Source organism: Leifsonia soli (assembly GCF_013408745.1).
GTDB classification, from domain to species: domain Bacteria; phylum Actinomycetota; class Actinomycetes; order Actinomycetales; family Microbacteriaceae; genus Leifsonia; species Leifsonia soli.
Window position 1 is genome coordinate 435,767 of record NZ_JACCBJ010000001.1, and the last position, 17,843, is coordinate 453,609.

General features: G+C 72.4%; 18 protein-coding genes. 12 read left to right on the forward strand and 6 right to left on the reverse strand.

Translation table 11 applies throughout. The features are described from left to right. Window positions 1–21: 21 nt before the first annotated feature. Entirely contained in the window at window positions 22–885 is an 864-nt protein-coding gene (locus BJ963_RS02125; RefSeq protein ID WP_089912530.1) for an HhH-GPD family protein, read from the reverse strand. A gap of 39 nt (window positions 886–924) precedes the next feature. Between BJ963_RS02125 and BJ963_RS02130 the strand changes: the two genes are divergently transcribed. Then, a complete protein-coding gene (locus BJ963_RS02130) occupies window positions 925–1,509 on the forward strand; it encodes a nucleoside/nucleotide kinase family protein (RefSeq protein ID WP_179454274.1) in 585 nt (194 codons plus the stop codon). An 85-nt stretch (window positions 1,510–1,594) separates the two neighbouring features. Here the strand turns inward: BJ963_RS02130 and BJ963_RS02135 are convergent, their stop codons facing one another. Next, window positions 1,595–2,599 carry a 2-dehydropantoate 2-reductase gene (locus tag BJ963_RS02135; RefSeq protein ID WP_179454276.1) on the reverse strand — a complete coding sequence of 335 codons (1,005 nt, stop codon included), beginning with the start codon at window positions 2,597–2,599 and terminating at the stop codon, window positions 1,595–1,597. A 10-nt stretch (window positions 2,600–2,609) separates the two neighbouring features. Beyond that, complete coding sequence (locus BJ963_RS02140) at window positions 2,610–4,163, reverse strand: DHA2 family efflux MFS transporter permease subunit (RefSeq protein WP_179454278.1); 1,554 nt, start codon at window positions 4,161–4,163, stop codon at window positions 2,610–2,612. A gap of 91 nt (window positions 4,164–4,254) precedes the next feature. Here BJ963_RS02140 and BJ963_RS02145 point away from each other — a divergent pair, with 91 nt between their 5' ends. The 6 genes from BJ963_RS02145 to BJ963_RS02170 are packed head-to-tail and all read left to right on the forward strand — an operon-like array spanning window position 4,255 to window position 8,931. Continuing rightward, the gene (locus tag BJ963_RS02145) at window positions 4,255–4,947 is read left to right on the forward strand and encodes a TetR family transcriptional regulator (protein ID WP_179454280.1); all 693 of its coding nucleotides are present in this window, start codon (window positions 4,255–4,257) and stop codon (window positions 4,945–4,947) included. Continuing rightward, window positions 4,944–5,855, forward strand: a complete 912-nt coding sequence (gene truB / locus BJ963_RS02150) for a tRNA pseudouridine(55) synthase TruB (RefSeq protein ID WP_179454282.1) — start codon at window positions 4,944–4,946, stop codon at window positions 5,853–5,855. The genes BJ963_RS02145 and truB overlap by 4 nt, the downstream gene beginning before the upstream one ends. Then, window positions 5,852–6,220, forward strand: coding sequence for a hypothetical protein (locus tag BJ963_RS02155; protein ID WP_179454284.1), 369 nt, complete (start codon window positions 5,852–5,854; stop codon window positions 6,218–6,220). The genes truB and BJ963_RS02155 overlap by 4 nt, the downstream gene beginning before the upstream one ends. A gap of 31 nt (window positions 6,221–6,251) precedes the next feature. Next, the gene (locus BJ963_RS02160; RefSeq protein WP_179454286.1) at window positions 6,252–6,752 is read left to right on the forward strand and encodes a hypothetical protein; all 501 of its coding nucleotides are present in this window, start codon (window positions 6,252–6,254) and stop codon (window positions 6,750–6,752) included. Then, complete coding sequence (locus BJ963_RS02165) at window positions 6,749–7,711, forward strand: bifunctional riboflavin kinase/FAD synthetase (RefSeq protein ID WP_179454288.1); 963 nt, start codon at window positions 6,749–6,751, stop codon at window positions 7,709–7,711. Before BJ963_RS02160 ends, BJ963_RS02165 begins: the two co-directional genes overlap by 4 nt. Further along, window positions 7,711–8,931: an MFS transporter gene (locus BJ963_RS02170; RefSeq protein ID WP_179454290.1), complete on the forward strand. Its 1,221-nt coding sequence runs from the start codon at window positions 7,711–7,713 to the stop codon at window positions 8,929–8,931. Before BJ963_RS02165 ends, BJ963_RS02170 begins: the two co-directional genes overlap by 1 nt. Window positions 8,932–9,023: 92 nt before the next feature. On the opposite strand, the gene BJ963_RS02175 is transcribed toward BJ963_RS02170, so the two are convergent. Then, window positions 9,024–9,998, reverse strand: coding sequence for an ROK family protein (locus BJ963_RS02175; RefSeq protein ID WP_179454291.1), 975 nt, complete (start codon window positions 9,996–9,998; stop codon window positions 9,024–9,026). A 91-nt stretch (window positions 9,999–10,089) separates the two neighbouring features. Here BJ963_RS02175 and BJ963_RS02180 point away from each other — a divergent pair, with 91 nt between their 5' ends. The 5 genes from BJ963_RS02180 (at window position 10,090) to BJ963_RS02200 (ending at window position 15,187) form a co-directional block, all read left to right on the forward strand. Further along, a complete protein-coding gene (locus BJ963_RS02180; protein ID WP_089912503.1) occupies window positions 10,090–11,058 on the forward strand; it encodes a sugar-binding transcriptional regulator in 969 nt (322 codons plus the stop codon). Window positions 11,059–11,087: 29 nt separating this feature from the next. Continuing rightward, window positions 11,088–12,125 (forward strand): deoxyribose-phosphate aldolase, encoded by a 1,038-nt coding sequence (deoC, locus tag BJ963_RS02185; protein WP_089912500.1) that lies wholly within the window; start codon window positions 11,088–11,090, stop codon window positions 12,123–12,125. Between the two features lie 18 nt (window positions 12,126–12,143). Then, window positions 12,144–13,649, forward strand: a complete 1,506-nt coding sequence (locus tag BJ963_RS02190; RefSeq protein WP_179454294.1) for an aldehyde dehydrogenase family protein — start codon at window positions 12,144–12,146, stop codon at window positions 13,647–13,649. After that, window positions 13,646–14,506 carry an aldehyde dehydrogenase family protein gene (locus BJ963_RS02195; RefSeq protein WP_089912494.1) on the forward strand — a complete coding sequence of 287 codons (861 nt, stop codon included), beginning with the start codon at window positions 13,646–13,648 and terminating at the stop codon, window positions 14,504–14,506. Before BJ963_RS02190 ends, BJ963_RS02195 begins: the two co-directional genes overlap by 4 nt. Window positions 14,507–14,593: 87 nt before the next feature. Continuing rightward, entirely contained in the window at window positions 14,594–15,187 is a 594-nt protein-coding gene (locus tag BJ963_RS02200; RefSeq protein WP_179454296.1) for an SGNH/GDSL hydrolase family protein, read from the forward strand. Window positions 15,188–15,293: 106 nt separating this feature from the next. On the opposite strand, the gene BJ963_RS02205 is transcribed toward BJ963_RS02200, so the two are convergent. Together BJ963_RS02205 and BJ963_RS02210 are read right to left on the reverse strand one after the other, a co-directional pair. Beyond that, window positions 15,294–16,808: a helix-turn-helix domain-containing protein gene (locus tag BJ963_RS02205; RefSeq protein ID WP_179454298.1), complete on the reverse strand. Its 1,515-nt coding sequence runs from the start codon at window positions 16,806–16,808 to the stop codon at window positions 15,294–15,296. Next, window positions 16,805–17,833: an S-methyl thiohydantoin desulfurase domain-containing protein gene (locus BJ963_RS02210; protein ID WP_179454300.1), complete on the reverse strand. Its 1,029-nt coding sequence runs from the start codon at window positions 17,831–17,833 to the stop codon at window positions 16,805–16,807. The genes BJ963_RS02205 and BJ963_RS02210 overlap by 4 nt, the downstream gene beginning before the upstream one ends. Window positions 17,834–17,843 lie beyond the last annotated feature (10 nt).

Genomic DNA, 17,843 nt, shown 5'->3' on the forward strand with positions numbered 1-17,843 from the left:
GCTGACGGCCGAGCGGGCCGCTCAGGGCAGGGTGTAGCCGCCCTCCGCCGCGACCGCGAGGCCGTCGGCGAGGAGACCCGCGAGCGCGCGGTCGCGCTGAGCGGCATCCGGCCACACCGCCTCGAGCTCGGCCGCGGTCACCGGGATGTGCGACCCGCGCAGTTCGGCGAGGATGCGCCCGCGCACCTGGCGGTCGCTGCCTTCGTAGCGCTTCTGCACGGCCTTCTTCGGTCCGTCGTACGCGGGATAGCCGGCCTGACGCCACGCGCAGCGCGCGGCCACCGGGCACGCGTCGCAGCGCGGTGTGCGGGCGACGCACACGATCGCGCCCAGCTCCATCATCCCGGCGTTGAACGCGGCCGACGCCGCGCGGTCCTCCGGCAGCAACGCCTCCATCGCGGCAAGATCGCGCTTCCCGGGCGGTCCCGGCTCCGCCTGACCGTCGATCGCCCGTGCGATGACGCGGCGGATGTTCGTGTCGACGACCGGGTGGCGGTTGCCGTAGGCGAAGACCGCGACGGCCCTCGCCGTGTAGTCGCCGATGCCGGGGAGCGCGAGCAGCGCATCCACATCCTCCGGCACGACGCCGTCGTGCTGCTCGGTGATCGCGACCGCGGCCGCATGCAGCCACAGGGCGCGGCGCGGGTAGCCGAGCGACTGCCAGGCGCGCACCGCCTCTCCCGGCGGCACGGCGGCCAGGGCGGCCGGGGTCGGCCAGCGGGTCAGCCACTCCTCGAGGCGCGGGATGACGCGCGTGACCGGCGTCTGCTGCAGCATGAACTCGCTGACGAGGGTGCCCCAGGGCGTGAAACCGTCGCGCCGCCACGGCAGGTCGCGCCGGTTGGCGTGGTACCAGTCCACCACCGATCGGGCGAAGTCGTGCATGCATCGAGGCTAACCGGTGGCACGGCCTATGCTCGTCGCATGATGCTTCCTCCGACGCCGCGTGTGCTGTTCCTGCGCGCGCTGGTCGGCGACATCCGCGCGGTCTCGCCGGTGGGCCGGGTGATCGTCGGGGTCGACGGAGGCACGCAGGGCGGTCCTTTCGCGGACGACCTCGCCCTGGTCTTCCGAGAGGCAGGAGCGGACACGTTCCGGGCCCGCCTCGCGGACTTCCACACCTCGCGGTCGTACCGGACGCGCCTCGGACCGGAGACCGAGGCGAGCTACTACCGCGACGCCTACGACTACGTGGCCCTGCGGCGCGTGCTGCTCGACCCGTTCCGGCTGGGCGGCAGCGCCGGGTTCCAGACCGCGGCCTACGACGAGGAGCGGGACCAGCCGGTCGAGGCCCGCTGGCTGTCGGCCGGTCAGGATGCGGTGCTCGTCGTCGACGGGGAGTTCGTGCTGCGGCCGTCGCTGCGCGATGCCTGGAACACCTCCATCCTGCTCGTGAACGCGCTGCAGGAGACGGTGTACCTCGACGACGCCCGGCCGCTCGCGCACGCCGATCATCTGGTCGACGACTCCGAGCCGGAGCTTCCGCTGCGCATCGACCGCGCGCTCTGAGTTCGCGCGCTCTGAGTTCGCGCGCTCTGAGTTCGCGCGCTCTGAGTTCGCGCGCTCTGAGTTCGCACGCTCGGGGGCCCGCTGGTCACGCCAGCAGGGGACGCATCCGCTCGTGGACCTGGTCGGGGGAGAGGAACGTGCCGGTGCGCTCCACCTCGTGGACCAGGGCGGTGATCGCCGCGTTGACCGGCGCCTCGATGCCGGCGGTGCGGGCCTCGTCGACGACGGCGCCGTTCAGGTAGTCGATCTCGGTGAGCTGACCGCGGCGGATGCTCTGCAGCGTCGATCCCGGGTTCGGGGTCGACCCCATCCGCCGCTTCATGAGCAGGGGAACGGCCTGCGCCGCCCAGCGCGGCGCCCGCGCGACCACGCGGAGGATGCGGTCGTCGAGGCCCTGGATGCTGCCGTAGCGCACCCCGCGCGCGTAGCCGACGCGGGTGGCCTCCTGCAGGCTCGCCGTGACGACCGCCCGCAGTCGCCGGTCGCCGAGCACCTGCTGCGCGCTGAGACCGGTGATCGCGGGGAGGGCGTTGATCTGGTTGACCATCAGCTTGGTCCACTGCGCGCCGGTGAAGTTGTCGATCGCGAACGCGGGCATGGCGGCGTCGAGGATGCGCGCGGCGTCGACGGCCGCTTGCGGTGGCGGGCCGTCTCCGGCGCCGAGGTAGGTGTTGGCCGTCGTTGTGACGGAGACGAGGCCGGGGGAGAGGTAGCTCGCGGCGTACAGCGCGAGGGCGCCGACGCAGTCGGATCCCGGCAGCAGCTGCTCCGCCTCGCGGAGACCGGCGAGGCCGTTCTGCACGACCACGACGGTGATGCCGTCGAGGACGGCGGCGTTGGCGCGGATCGCAGCGGGCGCATCCTGGGCCTTCGTGGTGACGAACGCCAGCTCCGGGCGGGTCTGGAGGGTCTCCGCGGCGGCGATCCGCGCCGTGTGGGAGCCGCATCCTCCGTCGAGCCGCAGGCCCCCGTCGCGGATGGCCGCCAGCTGCTCGCCCCGGGCGGTCACCTCGACGAGGTGTCCGACGCGATCGAGGAGCGCGGCGATCGTCCCGCCGATGGCTCCCGCTCCGATCACGCCGATACGCACGCGCTCCAGCCTAACCGCGGCGCGCCACCCACCGTCGAGTCCGCAGATTTTGCACGCGACGCGCCGTGGCGGTGTGCAAAGTTCGCGGACTCGACGGCGGGGTCAGTCGGCGAGGACGGGGATGGGTTCGGCGTCGGCGAGGGCGGATGCGGCCCGCTGCCCGGCGGCCGGGCAGCGCCAGCGAGATCAGCGCGGCCGCGCCGAGGACTCCGGCGCCGACCCAGACGGCGGGGATCGCCGCATCCACATAGCCGGTCGGGGTGAGCGTGCCGCCCGCGCCGGTGAACACCGCGGTCAGGACGGCGACGCCGAGAGCGACTCCGACCTCCCGGAGCGTGGAGTTCGTCCCGGATGCCTTTGCGTGGTCGGCCGGCCGCATGTTCGCGAGCACCGCCGTCGAGCTGGGGGCGAAGACGAGGCCCATGCCGATCCCGGCCAGCAGGAACGGCGGCCACATCTCCGAGTAGGGCAGCGTGGCCGACAGGGTGAGGGCGATCCAGCCCATCGCGACGGCGAGCAGGACGAGGCCGGCGACGACCGGGAGGCGCGTGCCGGTGCGCGACGACAGCAGACCGGTGAGCGGTGCGACGACCATCGGGGCGAGGGTCCACGGCATCGTCATCACGCCCGCCTCGAGCGGCGTGTGGCCCTGCACGACCTGCAGGAACTGGATGAGGATGAAGATCGCCCCGAAGATGCCGAAGCTGAAGGTCACGCCGACGAGGTTGGCCACCGTGAAGCTGCGGTCGCGGAACAGCCGGAGGGGCAGCAGCGGCGCCGCCGTGCGCGACTCCCAGAGGACGAAGGCCACCAGCAGCGCGGCGCCCGCGATGAGCGGGATCAGCACCTCGGCGCTTCCCCATCCCGCGTCGTTCCCGCGCACGATCGCCCAGACCACTCCGAGCACGCCGGGGGCGGCGAGCAGCAGGCCGACGACGTCGGCCCTGACTCGGGCGCCGAAGCTGTTCGGCAGGGCGAGAAGCACCAGCGGGACGGCGATCACGCCGAGCGGGACGTTGAGCCAGAAGATGGCCTGCCAGTTCCATCCCTCCACCACGGCCCCGCCGATGAGCGGACCGAGAGCGACGCCGAGTCCCGAGATGCCGCCCCAGATGCCGATGGCGGCGGGGCGCATGCGCTCGCTCACACTCCCGGCGAGCAGGGTCAGCGACAGGGGGAGGAGGGCTGCGGCGCCGGCGCCCTGCAGCGCGCGGGCGCCGATGAGCTGCCACGGCTCGGTGGAGAGCGCGGCTGCCGCACTGGCGAGGGTGAAGACGGCGATGCCGCCGAGGAAGACGGAGCGCCGGCCGAGCCGGTCGCCCAGGCCGACCGCCATCAGCATCAGCGTCGCGAAGGTGAGGGTGTACGCGTTGACCACCCACTGCAGCTCCTCGATGGAGGCGCTGAGGTCTTTCGCGATCACCGGCAGCGCGCTGGTGACGACCAGGTTGTCGAGGGTCGCCATGAACATGGGCAGCGAGGCGGCGACGATCGCCAGCCAGATCGGGATGCGCCGGGAGCGGGCGGTCGTGCCGCCGGCGTCGCGGGTGAGGGGAGCGGACATGCACGCCTCCAAGAGAGATGGTCGTCGGGAAATGTGGTTATCGGATGATTACAAGAGCTGACACTAGTAATCGGCTGATAACCTGTCAAGCGTGACAGACAAGATCAGCGAGAGGATCCCGTCGGCCGAGCGCCGCGAGCAGATCCTCGAAGCGGCCAGCCGGGTGTTCGGCGAGCGCGGCTACTTCGGCGCGACGACCGACCAGATCGCGAAGGCGGCCGGAATCAGCCAGCCGTACGTGGTCCGCATGTTCGGCGGCAAGGAGAACCTGTTCGTCGGTGTGCTCTCGCGGTCGCTGGAGCGTCTGCTCGTCGCCTTCACCCGCACGCTGGAGGACTGGAAGGCGGAGGGCTCGCCCGCGGCCGCCGCCGCCGTCGTCAGCGATGGCACGCCGGTCGCCGGCGGGCACGGAGAGATCGGCCGTCGCCTGGGCCTCGCCTACGTGAACCTGATCGAGGACCGCGGACTCCTGCTGTCGCTCATGCAGGCGTTCAGCATGGGCCAGGACCCGACCATCGGCGCGAAGGCGCGCGACGGCTTCCTGGCGATCTACCGCCTGCTGCGCGACGAGGCCGGCTTCACGCCCGAGCAGACGCGCTCCTTCCTCGCCGAGGGGATGCTGCTCAACACGCTCCTGGGACTGCGGCTGCCCGACGAGTACGGCCGGGACGAGGCGGCGACGGAGCTGCTGGAGTGCACGTTCCGCACCAAGCTGGAACTGGTCCTGGGGGTGGCCGCCGAGAACGGCGCCGCCTCCGCCCCGGCGAAGGCGCAGGGCGCATGACCGGCAGCGGTCTCATCCTCGTCGACAAGCCGGCGGGCATGACGAGCCACGACGTCGTCTCGCGCGTGCGACGCGCGGCGGCCACCCGCAAGGTCGGGCACGCCGGCACGCTGGATCCGATGGCGACCGGGCTCCTCATCCTCGGGATCAACTCCTCCACGCGCCTGCTGACCTACATCGTCGGCGCGGACAAGGAGTACCTGGCGACCATCCGTCTCGGGGCGTCGTCGACGACCGACGACGCCGAGGGAGAGCTGGGCGAGCAGGCGTCGCAGGCTGCGCTCGATGCCGTGACCGGCGACGCGATCGCCGCGGGCATCGCCCGGCTGACCGGCGAGATCGAGCAGATCCCGTCCTCCGTCAGCGCGATCAAGGTCGACGGGAAGCGCGCGTACGCCCGCGTCCGCGCGGGGGAGCAGGTGGAGCTGAAGCCGCGGGCGGTCACTGTGTCCGAGTTCGAGCTGATCGGCACGCGCCGCGACGCGGGCGCGATCGACCTCGACGTCCGCGTCGTCTGCTCGTCCGGCACGTACATCCGCTCGCTCGCCCGCGACCTCGGCGCCGGCCTCGGCGTCGGCGGCCACCTGACCGCGCTGCGGCGCACCCGGGTCGGCGCGTACGACGTGCGCGACGCCCACGACCTCGCTACGCTCGACGCGGAGGCCGCGCTGATCCCGGCGGTGGATGCGGCCGTCCGGCTGTTCGAGCGCCTCGACCTCACCGAGCAGCAGGCGATCGATCTGACGCACGGCCGCCGCATCCACATCGCGGACCGCGAGGGAGCAGGCGGCGTGCCGGTCGCGGCCGTCGCCCCGAACGGAGCACTGGTGGGACTCATCGAGTTCCGCGGAAAGGAAGCACGGACCCTGGTGAACTTCCCGACGGACGAAGCGGTCGGACCCGCATGATCGAGTGGTTCGTCACGCTCCAGGTGATCGTCGCCTGCGCAGCGGGCATCCTGTGCATCGTCCTCGGGCTGGTCGGACGGCTGCCGGGCGACGTGTCGATGGGCGCGGTCGCCCTCGTGGAGCTGCTGCTCCTCGTCCAGTTGGTCATCGCGATCATCGCGCCCGCCGCGGGGAATCCGCCCTCGGGCAGCCTCGCCGAGTTCTACATCTATCTGATCTCGGCGCTCATCCTGCCGCTGGCCGGCGGCTTCTGGGCCCTGATCGAGCGCAACCGGTGGAGCACGGTCATCCTCGGCGGCGTCTGCCTCGCCATCGCGGTCATGGTGTACCGGATGGGGCAGATCTGGTTCGTCCAGGGCGCGTGACGGCCTCTCCAGGCAAATAGAATCGAAGGCGATGTCCCACCACACCATGTCCGCGCGCACCGACTCCGAGCCGTCCTCCCCGAGGCGGCGGATGACGGGGGTGGGCCGGGTGCTCGTCTTCGTCTACGGCATCCTGGCGCTGGCGGCCACCGGCCGCAGCGTCTTCCAGATCATCGACCGCTACCACGAGGCGCCGGTCGCGTTCACGCTCTCCGGTCTCGCTGCCGTCGTGTACATCGTCGCGACCATCGCGCTGATCGCGCCAGGACGGTTCTGGTACCGGGTCGCCTGGGCCACCATCAGCTTCGAGCTCGCGGGCGTGCTCATCGTCGGGACGCTGAGCCTGTTCGCGCCGGCCGTCCTCGGCCTCCACGACGTCGACCCGTTCGGCCGCGACGCCACCGTGTGGTCGGTGTACGGGATGGGCTACCTGTTCATCCCGCTGGCCCTCCCGGTGCTCGGGATGCTGTGGCTGCGCCGCCACCGCCCGGCCGATGCGGCACCGGCCGCCGCCTCCGGGGCCGCATCGTGAAGGTCTTCCACACCGTCTCCGAGGTTCCAGACGGCTGGGGCCCCAGCGCCGTCACCATCGGCAAGTTCGACGGGGTGCACACCGGCCACCGGGCCGTGATCGACCGGCTGCGCACCGTCGCCGCCGAACGCGGGCTGGTCTCGACCATCATCACCTTCGACCGCAACCCGCTCGAAGTGCTCGCGCCCGAGAAGTGCCCGCCGTCGCTCGTCAGCAACGCGCAGAAGCTCGACCTGCTCGCGTCCACCGGTGTCGACGCGACGCTCATGGTCGCCTTCGACCGGGCGCTCGCCGGGCTCGAACCCGAGGAGTTCGTCCACCGCATCCTCGTCGACCGGCTGCATGCCGCGGCCGTGCTGGTCGGCAGCGACTTCCGGTTCGGCGCCCGTGGCGCGGGCGACGTCGCCCTGCTGCGCCGGCTCGGCGAGAAGTACGGCTTCGCAGTCGAGCTCATCGACGACGTGCGGCCGGAGCACGGCCGCCGCGTCTCCTCCACCTGGATCCGCGAGCTGCTCGCGGACGGCGACGTCGCGCACGCGACGCAGCTGCTGGGCGCCGCGCCGACCGTGCGCGGACTCGTGGTGCACGGCGCTGCGCGCGGACGCGAGCTCGGGTTCCCGACGGCGAACCTGTCGCCGGAGTCGGAGGGGCTCATCCCCGCCGACGGTGTGTACGCCGGCTGGCTGACGGACGCGGGGGAGCGCTACCCCGCCGCGATCTCGGTCGGCAACAACCCGACCTTCGAGGGCGTGCCCCACAAGCAGGTGGAGGCGTACGTGCTCGACCGCGAGCTCGACCTGTACGACCACACGGTCGAGGTCGCGTTCGTCGAGCGCATCCGCGGGATGGTCGCGTACACCGGCATCGAGCCGCTCATCGCGCAGATCGCGGCCGACGTCGAGCAGGCGCGGCGCATCCTCGGCGTCGTCCCGGCGACCGACGCCGACGAGCGCGCCTGATGACGGGTGCGAACCCGGCCGCCGACCGGCGGCCGCTCTGGCACGGGCGCGCGATCGCGCTGCTCGGCATCCTGCTGGTCGCCGCGAACCTCCGCACCGCGGTCGCCGCACTGTCGCCGATCTTCGCGGAGATCCGCACCGATTTCGACGTGTCGAGCATCGGGGTCGGACTGCTCGGGATGCTGCCGCCGGTCTGCTTCGCCGTGTTCGGGCTGATCGCGCCCTCGTTCACCCGGCGGCTCAGTCTCGAAGCCGTCGTGCTGCTGGCGCTCGGCGTCATGCTGGCCGGCCATCTCATCCGCGCGGCCGCTCCGTCGTTCGCGGTGCTGGCGATCGGGTCCGCCGTGACCTTCGCGGGCATGGGTGTGGGCAACGTGCTGCTCCCTCCGCTGGTCAAGCGGTACTTCCCGGACCGGATCGGGCTCGTCACCTCGCTGTACGCGACGGTGATGTCGGTGTCGACGCTGCTGCCTCCGCTCGTCGCCGTTCCGGTCGCCGACGCGGCCGGGTGGCACGTCTCCGTCGGCATGTGGGCCGTGGTCTGCGCGCTCGCGATCCTGCCGTGGCTGCGCATCCTGATCACGCACAGGCCGGCGCACCCGGACCGCGACGTCGAGGTGGAGAAGGCGCAGCCGGCGATGGCCGGCCGGGTCTGGCACTCGCCGCTGGCGTGGGCGATGGCCGTGCTGTTCGCCGTGTCGAGCCTCAACGCGTACGCGATGTTCGCGTGGCTGCCCGAGATCCTGCACGACGTCGCCGGGCTCCCGCCGCTCGAGGGCGGGGCCCTGCTGTCGGTGTATGCCGGGATGGGCATACCGGCCGGGCTGCTCGTGCCGCTGCTGGCGGCGCGGATGCGGAACGTCGCCTGGCTCATCTACGCCGGTGTCGCGTTCTTCGTGCTGGGGTACCTCGGCCTCATCCTCGCGCCCGGCGTCGCGACGTGGCTCTGGGTTTCGCTGGCCGGGCTCGGGCCGTTGCTGTTCCCGCTCTGCCTCGTGCTGATCAACATGCGCACCCGGACGCACGCAGGATCCGTCGCGCTGAGCGGGTTTACGCAGGGGCTCGGCTACACGCTGGGCGCGCTCGGACCGCTCGCGGTGGGCGTGCTCCACCAGCTCACCGCCTCGTGGACGCTCGCCCTCGTCGTGCTGACCGCGACCGCCCTCGCCGCGGCGGCCGCCGGCGCCGTCGCCGCGCGCCCCCGCTACCTCGAAGACTGACCCCCGGGCTCTCCACCCGCCGTCGAGTCCGCAAAGACTGCACGCTGCTGCCGCGTGTCGCGTGCAATTTGTGCGGACTCGACGGTGGGGCGTCAGGGGAGGAGGGCGGCGCGGTGGATGAGGGCGGCTGCTCCGATGAGCGGCCCCTCGGAGGAGAGGGCGGACGGGACGATCCGCACCTTGCGCACGAACGGGAAGTAGTGGTGCTCGATCACGTCGCGCATGTGATCGAACAAGTCCGGCGTCGAGTGCGAGAACCCGCCGCCGATGGCGACGAGTTCCAGGTCGAGCAGCGCCGTCGCCGACGCGATCGCGCGCCCGACGGCCTCGCCGGTGCGGGCGATCGCCTCGCGCGCGATCAGGTCGCCCGCGACGTACGCCGCGGCCAGGTCTTCCCCGGTCGCCCCCTCGAAGCCCTGCTGTCGCGCCCACGCGACGGTGTGCGGCCCGGACGCCATGGCTTCCAGCGCGTACGGGTTGCCGAAGGTGTCCTCGCCCTTGATGTCGCCGACCTCGACGTGTCCGATGTGTCCGGCGTTGCCGGTCGGCCCGGTGATCACGCGGCCGCCGACGATGAGTCCGCCGCCGATGCCGGTGGAGATGACCATCCCCATGACGTTGTCGACGCCCTGGGCGGCGCCCACCCAGTGCTCGGCCATGGTGATCGCCACGCCGTCCATCTCGAGCGTCACGGGCACGGCGAGGCCGAGCTCGGCGGCGACGCCCGCGACGAAGTCGCGCATCGGGTAGTCGCGCCAGTGCGGCACGTTGAGGGGCGAGACCAGCCCGCGCTGCCGGTCGATCGGTCCGGCGCTCCCGATGCCGACGCCGACGATCGAAGCACCGGCGGGGAGGGATGCGGCAGCCGCGCGCACGACGCCGCCCACCGACTCCTCGAGTTCCGGGACGGTGGCGTTCCGCCCGGTCGGACGGCGGTGCCGGGAGCCCTCGACGAGGCGCCCCTCCGCATCCACCAGGGCGGCTTCGACCTTGGTGCCGCCGAAGTCGACGGCCAGGACGTAGGGGGTCGGTGCGGCGGGGGCGGCGAGCGCGGGGTCTGTGGGCACGACCCAACGATAAACGAAACGCGCTCTGCTCATTTGAGCATCCACCACACACATGTTGCTCACGTGCGCGGGGTCTTCCTAAGCTGGAGGCGTGGCCCTGAACGATTCGGACGAGATCCTCGCCGTCAAAGCCGCGGAACTCTATTACGAAGCCGGCAAGACGCAGGACGAGATCGGCGTCGCCCTCAACGTCTCGCGCTGGAAGGTCGGCCGTCTGCTCGTCGCCGCCCGTGAGCACGGGTTCGTGCGCATCGAGATCGTCCACCCCAGCGCCCGCCGGTTCTCGCTCGAGCGCGAGCTCTGCGGCTTCTACGGCCTGGTGGATGCGGTCGTCGTGCCCGCCGCGGAGTCCGACGCCGACGTCCAGGCCCGGGTCGCGCAGGCCGCCGCGGACTATCTGACGACGCTGCGTCCCGTGCCGCGCACGCTGGGCGTCAGCTGGGGCCGCACCCTGCACGCCGTCGCCGCACGCCTGCGCCCGGGCTGGGCCATCGGGGTGAACCCGGTGCAGATCAACGGCAGTGTCTCCTCGACCCGCCAGGCCACGGCGGCGGCCGACACGGCCGTCGTCATCGCCAGGAAGGCGCAGGGCACAGCGACCCTGCTGCCCAGCCCGGCGATCTTCGAGCACGCCGCCACCCGCCGGGCGATCGAGGCCGACCGCTCGGTGCAGAGCGTCCTCGAGCTCGCGCGGGACGCGAGCGCGTACCTGTTCAGCGCCGGCGTCGTCGACACCAGCTCGGTGCACGTCGATTCCGGGTACCTCTCGGTGGAGGATGTGGCCGCGCTGGCCGAGAAGGGCGCGGTCGGCGACGTGGTCGGCCGCTTCATCACCGACGACGGACAGGTCGCCGACCCCGAGCTCAACGCGCGGACCCTCGGGCTCAGCCTCGACGAGCTCCGCTCGGCGCGGACGTCCATCGCCGTCATCGCCGGGGAGGCCAAGCACCGCGTCGCCCACGCCGTCGTCGCGAGCGGGCTCTGCACGACGCTCATCACCGACGAGTCCACCGCCAACGACCTGCTCGGGCGCACGGCGCCCGGCACGACCGCTCCGTAGCATCCGAGCTGCACCATCTGGAGGAACACGTGACCATCGAGACAACGCCGCCCGTGCGCACCCTGGCACCCGCGGCCCGCGCGGTCGAGGTGCTCGGCGGCGACCTGACGGAGGGATCGCTGCGGCGGTACCTCAACGGCATCCCCGGAGTGGATGCGGTGGGCCTGGAGCAGCGCGCGGCCGGCCTCGGCACGCGCTCCATCAAGACCACCAGCAAGAAGTGGGCGCTCGACACGGTCATCGAGCTGATCGACCTCACCACTCTGGAGGGCGCGGACACCCCCGGCAAGGTGCGCTCGCTCGTGGCCAAGGCGCTCACGCCCGACCCGTCCGACCTGACCGCGCCGCGTCCCGCGGCCGTCTGCGTCTACGGCGACATGGTGCCGTATGCGGTGGAGGCACTGGGCGCCTCGCACGCGGGCGCCGTGCGCCGCGCGGGCGGCCAGGGCGGCGTCAGCGTGGCGGCCGTCGCGACCGCCTTCCCGAGCGGACGCGCCTCCCTGAAGGTCAAGCTCGCCGACACGGCGGACGCCGTGGCCGCCGGCGCGGACGAGATCGACATGGTGATCGACCGCGGGGCGTTCCTGTCCGGCCGGTACGGCCTCGTCTTCGACGAGATCGTCGCCGTGAAGGAGGCCTGCCGCCGCGAGGACGGCACGTACGCGCACCTCAAGGTGATCCTGGAGACGGGCGAGCTGAACACGTACGACAACGTGCGGCGCGCATCCTGGCTGAGCATCCTGGCGGGCGGCGACTTCATCAAGACGTCAACGGGCAAGGTGTCGCCGGCGGCGACGCTGCCCGTGACCCTGCTGATGCTGGAGGTCGTGCGCGACTGGCACCGGCTCACCGGCGAGGAGATCGGCGTCAAGCCGGCCGGCGGTATCCGCTCGTCGAAGGACGCCATCAAGTACCTCGTGACCGTGGCGGAGACGGTGGGCGAGCGGTGGCTGCAGCCGCACCTGTTCCGGTTCGGCGCATCCAGCCTCCTGAACGACGTGCTCCTGCAGCGCCAGAAGCTGGCGACCGGGCATTACTCCGGCGCCGACTACGTGACGATCGACTGACCCGAAAGCAGAACTGACATGAGCTTCCTCGAATACGCTCCGGCTCCCGAGTCGCGGTCGATCCTCACCCTGCGCGACGAGTACGGGCTGTTCATCGACGGCGAGTTCGTCGCCGGGCACGGCACGCCGTTCCAGACCATCTCTCCCGCGACGGAGGAGCGCCTCGCGACCATCGCCACCGCCGACTCCTCCGACGTGGATGCGGCCGTCGCGTCCGCCCGCCGCGCCTACGACCGCGTCTGGTCGCGAATGAGCGGGAGCGACCGCGGCAAATACCTCTTCCGCATCGCCCGGCTCGTCCAGGAGCGCGCACGCGAGCTCGCCGTGGCCGAGAGCCTCGACAACGGCAAGCCGATCAAGGAGAGCCGCGATGTGGACGTGCCGCTCGTCGCCGCCTGGTTCTTCTACTACGCGGGCTGGGCCGACAAGCTCGAGCACGCCGGGCTCGGCCCCGCGCCCCGGGCGCTCGGCGTGGCCGCGCAGGTGATCCCGTGGAACTTCCCGCTGCTGATGCTCGCGTGGAAGATCGCCCCGGCCCTCGCCGCAGGCAACACGGTCGTGCTGAAGCCGGCCGAGACGACGCCGCTCACGGCGCTGCTGTTCGCCGAGATCGTGCAGCAGGCCGACCTGCCCGCCGGTGTCGTGAACATCGTCACCGGCGCGGGGGAGACCGGGCGCGACCTGGTCGCCCACCCGGATGTGGACAAGGTCGCGTTCACGGGCTCCACGGCCGTCGGGCGCGAGATCGCGCGCACCGTCGCCGGCACCTCCAAGAAGCTGACCCTGGAGCTCGGCGGCAAGGCCGCCAACATCGTCTTCGACGACGCTCCCATCGACCAGGCCGTCGAGGGCATCGTCAACGGCATCTTCTTCAACCAGGGCCACGTCTGCTGTGCCGGAAGCCGCCTGCTGGTGCAGGAGAGCGTCCACGACGAGGTCGTCGAGCGACTGAAGAGCCGCCTGTCGACGCTGCGTCTCGGCGACCCGCTCGACAAGAACACCGACATCGGCGCGATCAACAGCGCGGAGCAGCTGCAGCGCATCCGCGAGCTGTCGGACATCGGCGAGGCCGAGGGCGCGGAGCGCTGGACGGCCGACTGCGAGATCCCGGAGAACGGGTTCTGGTTCGCGCCGACCATCTTCGACAACGTGTCGACCAGCCACCGCATCGCCCGCGAGGAGATCTTCGGCCCTGTGCTGTCGGTGCTGACCTTCCGCACTCCGGCCGAGGCGATCGCGAAGGCCAACAACACCCCGTACGGGCTGTCGGCCGGCATCTGGTCGGAGAAGGGCAGCCGCATCCTGGCCGTCGCCGACAAGCTGCGCGCCGGTGTCGTCTGGGCCAACACCTTCAACCGCTTCGACCCCGCCAGCCCGTTCGGCGGGTACAAGGAGTCCGGCTACGGCCGCGAGGGCGGCCGTCACGGTCTCGGCGCGTACCTCGTGCCCGGCCGTTCGCTGCCCGCCGCCTCCGGCCTCCGCATCCCCGCCGTCCGCCCGACCCGCAAGGGAGCCTCCAAATGAGCCGCCTGGCCGTCCCCAAGACCTACAAGCTCTACATCGGCGGGAAGTTTCCGCGCAGCGAGTCCGGCCGCACCTACGAGGTCGTCTCGTCGAAGGGGGCGTTCCTGGCGAACGCGGCCAAGGCGTCCCGCAAGGACGCCCGCGACGCCGTCGTCGCCGCGCGCGCCGCCGTCTCCGGCTGGTCGGGCGCCACGGCGTACAACCGCGGCCAGGTGCTGTACCGGATCGCGGAGCTGATGGAGGGGCGTCGTGCCCAGTTCGTCGACGAGATCCAGAAGTCCGAGGGCGTCTCGGCGTCCGTCGCGACCGCGCAGGTCGACGAGGCGATCGACCGCTGGGTCTGGTACGCGGGATGGGCGGACAAGTTCGCGCAGGTCGCGGGCAACGCCAACCCCGTCGCCGGCCCGTACTTCAACATCTCGGTGCCGGAGCCGACCGGCGTCGTCGCCATCGTCGCGCCGCAGGACTCCAGCCTGCTCGGCTTCACCAGCGCGGTCGCCCCGGCCCTGGTCGCGGGCAACACGGTCGTGGTGATCGCGAGCGAGCGCTTCCCGCTGTCGGCGATCAGCCTCAGCGAGGTGCTCGCGACGAGCGATGTGCCGGGCGGCGTCGTGAACATCCTGACCGGCTCGCCGGCCGAGATCGCGCCGTGGCTGGCCTCGCACGCCGACGTCAACGCGCTCGATCTGGTCGGCGCGGGCGAGCTCGACTGGGTGGACCTGCAGATCGCCGCGGCGGACACCCTCAAGCGCGTGCTGACGCCCGAGAACGGGCCCGATGCGGCCGCGCCGTCGCTCGACCGCATCGCCTTCTTCACCGAGACGAAGACGGTCTGGCACACCAAGTCGCTGCTGTAGGCGCCGCGCGCGGCGGGACCCCGGCCCGCATTCCTTCCCCTTGTCGCGGATGTGAGGGAGGATGGGGGCGAGGAACGGGGACACGGTATGACGGATGAGTGGAGACCCGAACGCGGTGAGCTTGCCCTCGTCGGCGACAGCCTGACGCAGGGCGGCGACTGGGATGCGCTGCTTCCCGGTGAGGCGGTTCGCAACTTCGGGATGGCCGGCGACACCACCGACGACGTCCTCGCGCGACTCGGGGACGTGATCGACGCGCGGCCCGCGCTGATCGCCCTCCTCGTCGGCACCAACGACCTGGCCTGGCGCCGCTCGGTGGAGCACGTCGTCCGCAACATCGAGACCATGCTGGTGACGCTCCGCAAGGAGCTGCCGGAGACGCGCATTCTGGCCCAGTCCGTGATGCCGCGAGGGCACGAGTTCGCCGACCAGATCCGCGACATCAACCGGCACCTGTGGCAGTTCGCCCCGACCGTGCACGCCGGCTGGCTCGACCTGTGGCCGGCCATGGCGCTGGAGGACGGCGAGCTGAACCCCGCGTACACCGAGGACCGTCTGCACCTCAATGCCGAGGGCTACCGCGTGTGGGCCGGCGAGCTCATCCCCGCGCTGGAGCGCATCCGCGAGCTGCCGCCGTCGAGCCGCGCCATCACCCTCCCCGACCTCGGCGGCGCCGCCTAGCCGCCCACCCTCCTCGCCCCGCCGTCGAGTCCGCGATCTTTGCACGCGACGCGCCGTGCGGGCGTGCAAAGTTTGCGGACTCGACGGTGGGGGACAGGCGGACGGGTCAGCGGCGGAGCGCGCGGCAGGCGAGGTGCACGGCGAGGCGCGTCTCGGGGTCGGCGAGGTCGAGACCGAGCAGCTCCTGGGCGCGCGCGACGCGGGTGGAGACGGTGTTGCGGTGCAGACCGAGCGCCTCGGCGGTCGCCGCGATGCCCGACTCGTGGTCCAGGTACGCGGCGAGGGTCTCCACGAGCTCCGGCCCGCGGGCGAGAAGCGGGGCGAGCAGGGATTCCGCCGCGGGGACGAACGTGTCGCTCTCGGTCCACGACAGCAGCAGCTGCTCCAGTCCGAGCGCGTCGATCCGCACGAAGTAGCCCGTCGCCGAGCGGCCGGCAGCGATGCGCGCGGCGTCCGAGGCCCCGTCGATTGTGGCGACGAGTCCGGTAGCGCCGCCCTCCAGCGTCCCGACCCCTGTCGCGACGTTGAACACGCGGCGGGCGGCCGTGTGCATCGCGAGCAGCGCCCGCACGCTCTCCTCGACCCGGCTCGGCGACGGCGGAGTGGCGAAGCTGAGCCAGCCCGTCACCCCGCGACCGCTCGTGGCGGCGTGCGAGTCGACGGGCAGCGCCGTCAGCTCCCGGGCGACCAGGCGCAGCAGTTGGAGGGTGTCGACGCGGGAGCGCCCGACCAGACGGAACCCCAGATGGTATCCGGTCGTCCGCCAGCCGCGTTCGAGCATCCGTTGCTCCAACTCGGAGTCGCGGCTGTCGCGCAGCTCCAGGAAGTCGCGCAGCAGGCCGGAGGCGACCGCCGCATCGTTCACGTCGGCCACCTCGTCGATGAGGATGCGCGCGGCGACCGCGGGCATGGCCACCTCCGCTGCGACCGCCAGGGCGCTCAGCTGCACGGCGCCGAGGCCCCGGCCGAAGACCGCCAGCCGGAGGCCGGCGCGGCTCGGGCTGTCCACCCGGACGGAGGCGGCGGACCCCTCCGGGAGTTCGACGGTGCTGATCCAGGGGCCGAAGTCGATCGCGGCGTGGACGGAGGCGGGCAGCGCTTCCCCCGCCTCCAGCAGCACGCCTTCACTGTCGATCAGGGCGACGCCATGGCCCACGCTGGCGGAGAGGTGCCGCAGCAGATCCGCGAGGTTGTCCGCGTGGTACTCGATCGACTGCGCGACGCGCCGGACGTACCCGAGAGTGAGCGCGTCCCGTCCTTCGCGCAGCTCCCACCCGGCGCGGGCGAGCGCCATCGGGTCGGCCGCGCCGAGGAGCGCCAGCCCGAGGCGCTCCGCGAGGGAGCGGGTGCCCGCACCGAACCCCTCCGCCTCGGGGAGCACCAGCCCGCGGTAGCCGCGGTCGCGGACGCGGCGCACCAGCGCATCCTGCTGCCACGGCGTCGCCGGCGGCGGGACCGTGAGCACGGCGAGTCGTCCGTCTCCCTCGTCCGGCAGCCCGGACTCGTCCGCGGCGACGACGAGTTCACGCCACACGACGGACGGCTGCGCCCCCGCGATGGCGCGCAGTCCGCCGTTCGCGGGATGCGCGAACAGGGCCGCGAGGTCGAGTCCGTCGCTCACGCGTGCACCTCCAGTCCGCGCAGGCCGAAACCGGCGGGCGTGATGTGCCGCTCGCGGTCGGGGGAGGCGGTCCACCAGGCCGGGGCCGCCAGCGCGAGCACGATCACGTTGCGGGCCAGGGTGATCTCGTCGACCTGCAGCACGTCGCCCGAGACGGAGTCGAGCGCGACGATGATCTCCGGGCTCGCGGCGGTGGTCAGGCCGTCGCGCACGACGGCCAGCAGCTCCGATCGCGCCACGAGCCGCAGCAGGGCGCCGTCGTCGCCGTCGAGCTGGATGGCGCTGACGTACGGGTCCTCGACGGAGGCCTGGACGCCGCTCACCCGTCCCGTCGCGAGCAGCCGGGCGTCGATGGCCTCCGCGAGGGCGGAGGGGGCGAGGGTCCGGTCGGCGCTGCCGAGGCCGAGACGGAGGGCGCGCCCGGCCGTGCCGACCACGCCGTGCTCGACGAGATCGCCGACGGTGAAGCCGGCGACGAGCACGGCACCGGCGCCTCCCGCCTGAACGATGGCGGCGCGCACCTGACTCTCGACGTCCGCCGGCCGGGCGGTGTCGATCACGACGACGCCGCCTCCGGTGTCGCAGACCGCGACCACGCCGGGGACGGCGTCCACCAGCAGCGAGATCTGGTCGAGCCGGGGGAGCGCCCGGCCCATCAGGTCGGCGTCGACGAGGTCGAGGCGGTCGGCGAGGAGCAGCGGGCTGAGCCCGTTCATCCCGGAGCCCTCGAGCCCGCACACCGCGCTGGCGCGCACCCCGGTCCAGCGCTCGGCGGCCGCCAGCAGCGGCCCGAACGCGTCCGCCGCCGGGAGGCGCTCGGTCAGCAGGTAGGTCGACCCGGCGAACGCGACGGCGACGCACGGAGTGGCCGGGTCGAACGCGTCCGGCTCCCGCAGCACGATCGGCCAGATGGGGGCGTCCTGCACCATCAGCTCCAGCATCGTCGTGGCGCCGCCGCCCCCGGAGCCGAGCAGCGAGAAGCCCCGGGCGAGAGCCGGCAGGCTCTCCTGGCCGAGAGTTCTCATGTCCTCCAGC

Bases quoted from the DNA above. Each gene is read 5' to 3' on its own strand.
- BJ963_RS02125 (WP_089912530.1), bottom strand. From the start codon at position 885: ATGCACGACTTCGCCCGATCGGTGGTGGACTGGTACCACGCCAACCGG.
- BJ963_RS02130 (WP_179454274.1), top strand. From the start codon at position 925: ATGATGCTTCCTCCGACGCCGCGTGTGCTGTTCCTGCGCGCGCTGGTC.
- BJ963_RS02140 (WP_179454278.1), bottom strand. From the start codon at position 4,163: ATGTCCGCTCCCCTCACCCGCGACGCCGGCGGCACGACCGCCCGCTCC.
- truB (WP_179454282.1), top strand. From the start codon at position 4,944: ATGACCGGCAGCGGTCTCATCCTCGTCGACAAGCCGGCGGGCATGACG.
- BJ963_RS02155 (WP_179454284.1), top strand. From the start codon at position 5,852: ATGATCGAGTGGTTCGTCACGCTCCAGGTGATCGTCGCCTGCGCAGCG.
- BJ963_RS02160 (WP_179454286.1), top strand. From the start codon at position 6,252: ATGTCCCACCACACCATGTCCGCGCGCACCGACTCCGAGCCGTCCTCC.
- BJ963_RS02170 (WP_179454290.1), top strand. From the start codon at position 7,711: ATGACGGGTGCGAACCCGGCCGCCGACCGGCGGCCGCTCTGGCACGGG.
- BJ963_RS02190 (WP_179454294.1), top strand. From the start codon at position 12,144: ATGAGCTTCCTCGAATACGCTCCGGCTCCCGAGTCGCGGTCGATCCTC.
- BJ963_RS02195 (WP_089912494.1), top strand. From the start codon at position 13,646: ATGAGCCGCCTGGCCGTCCCCAAGACCTACAAGCTCTACATCGGCGGG.
- BJ963_RS02200 (WP_179454296.1), top strand. From the start codon at position 14,594: ATGACGGATGAGTGGAGACCCGAACGCGGTGAGCTTGCCCTCGTCGGC.
- BJ963_RS02210 (WP_179454300.1), bottom strand. From the start codon at position 17,833: ATGAGAACTCTCGGCCAGGAGAGCCTGCCGGCTCTCGCCCGGGGCTTC.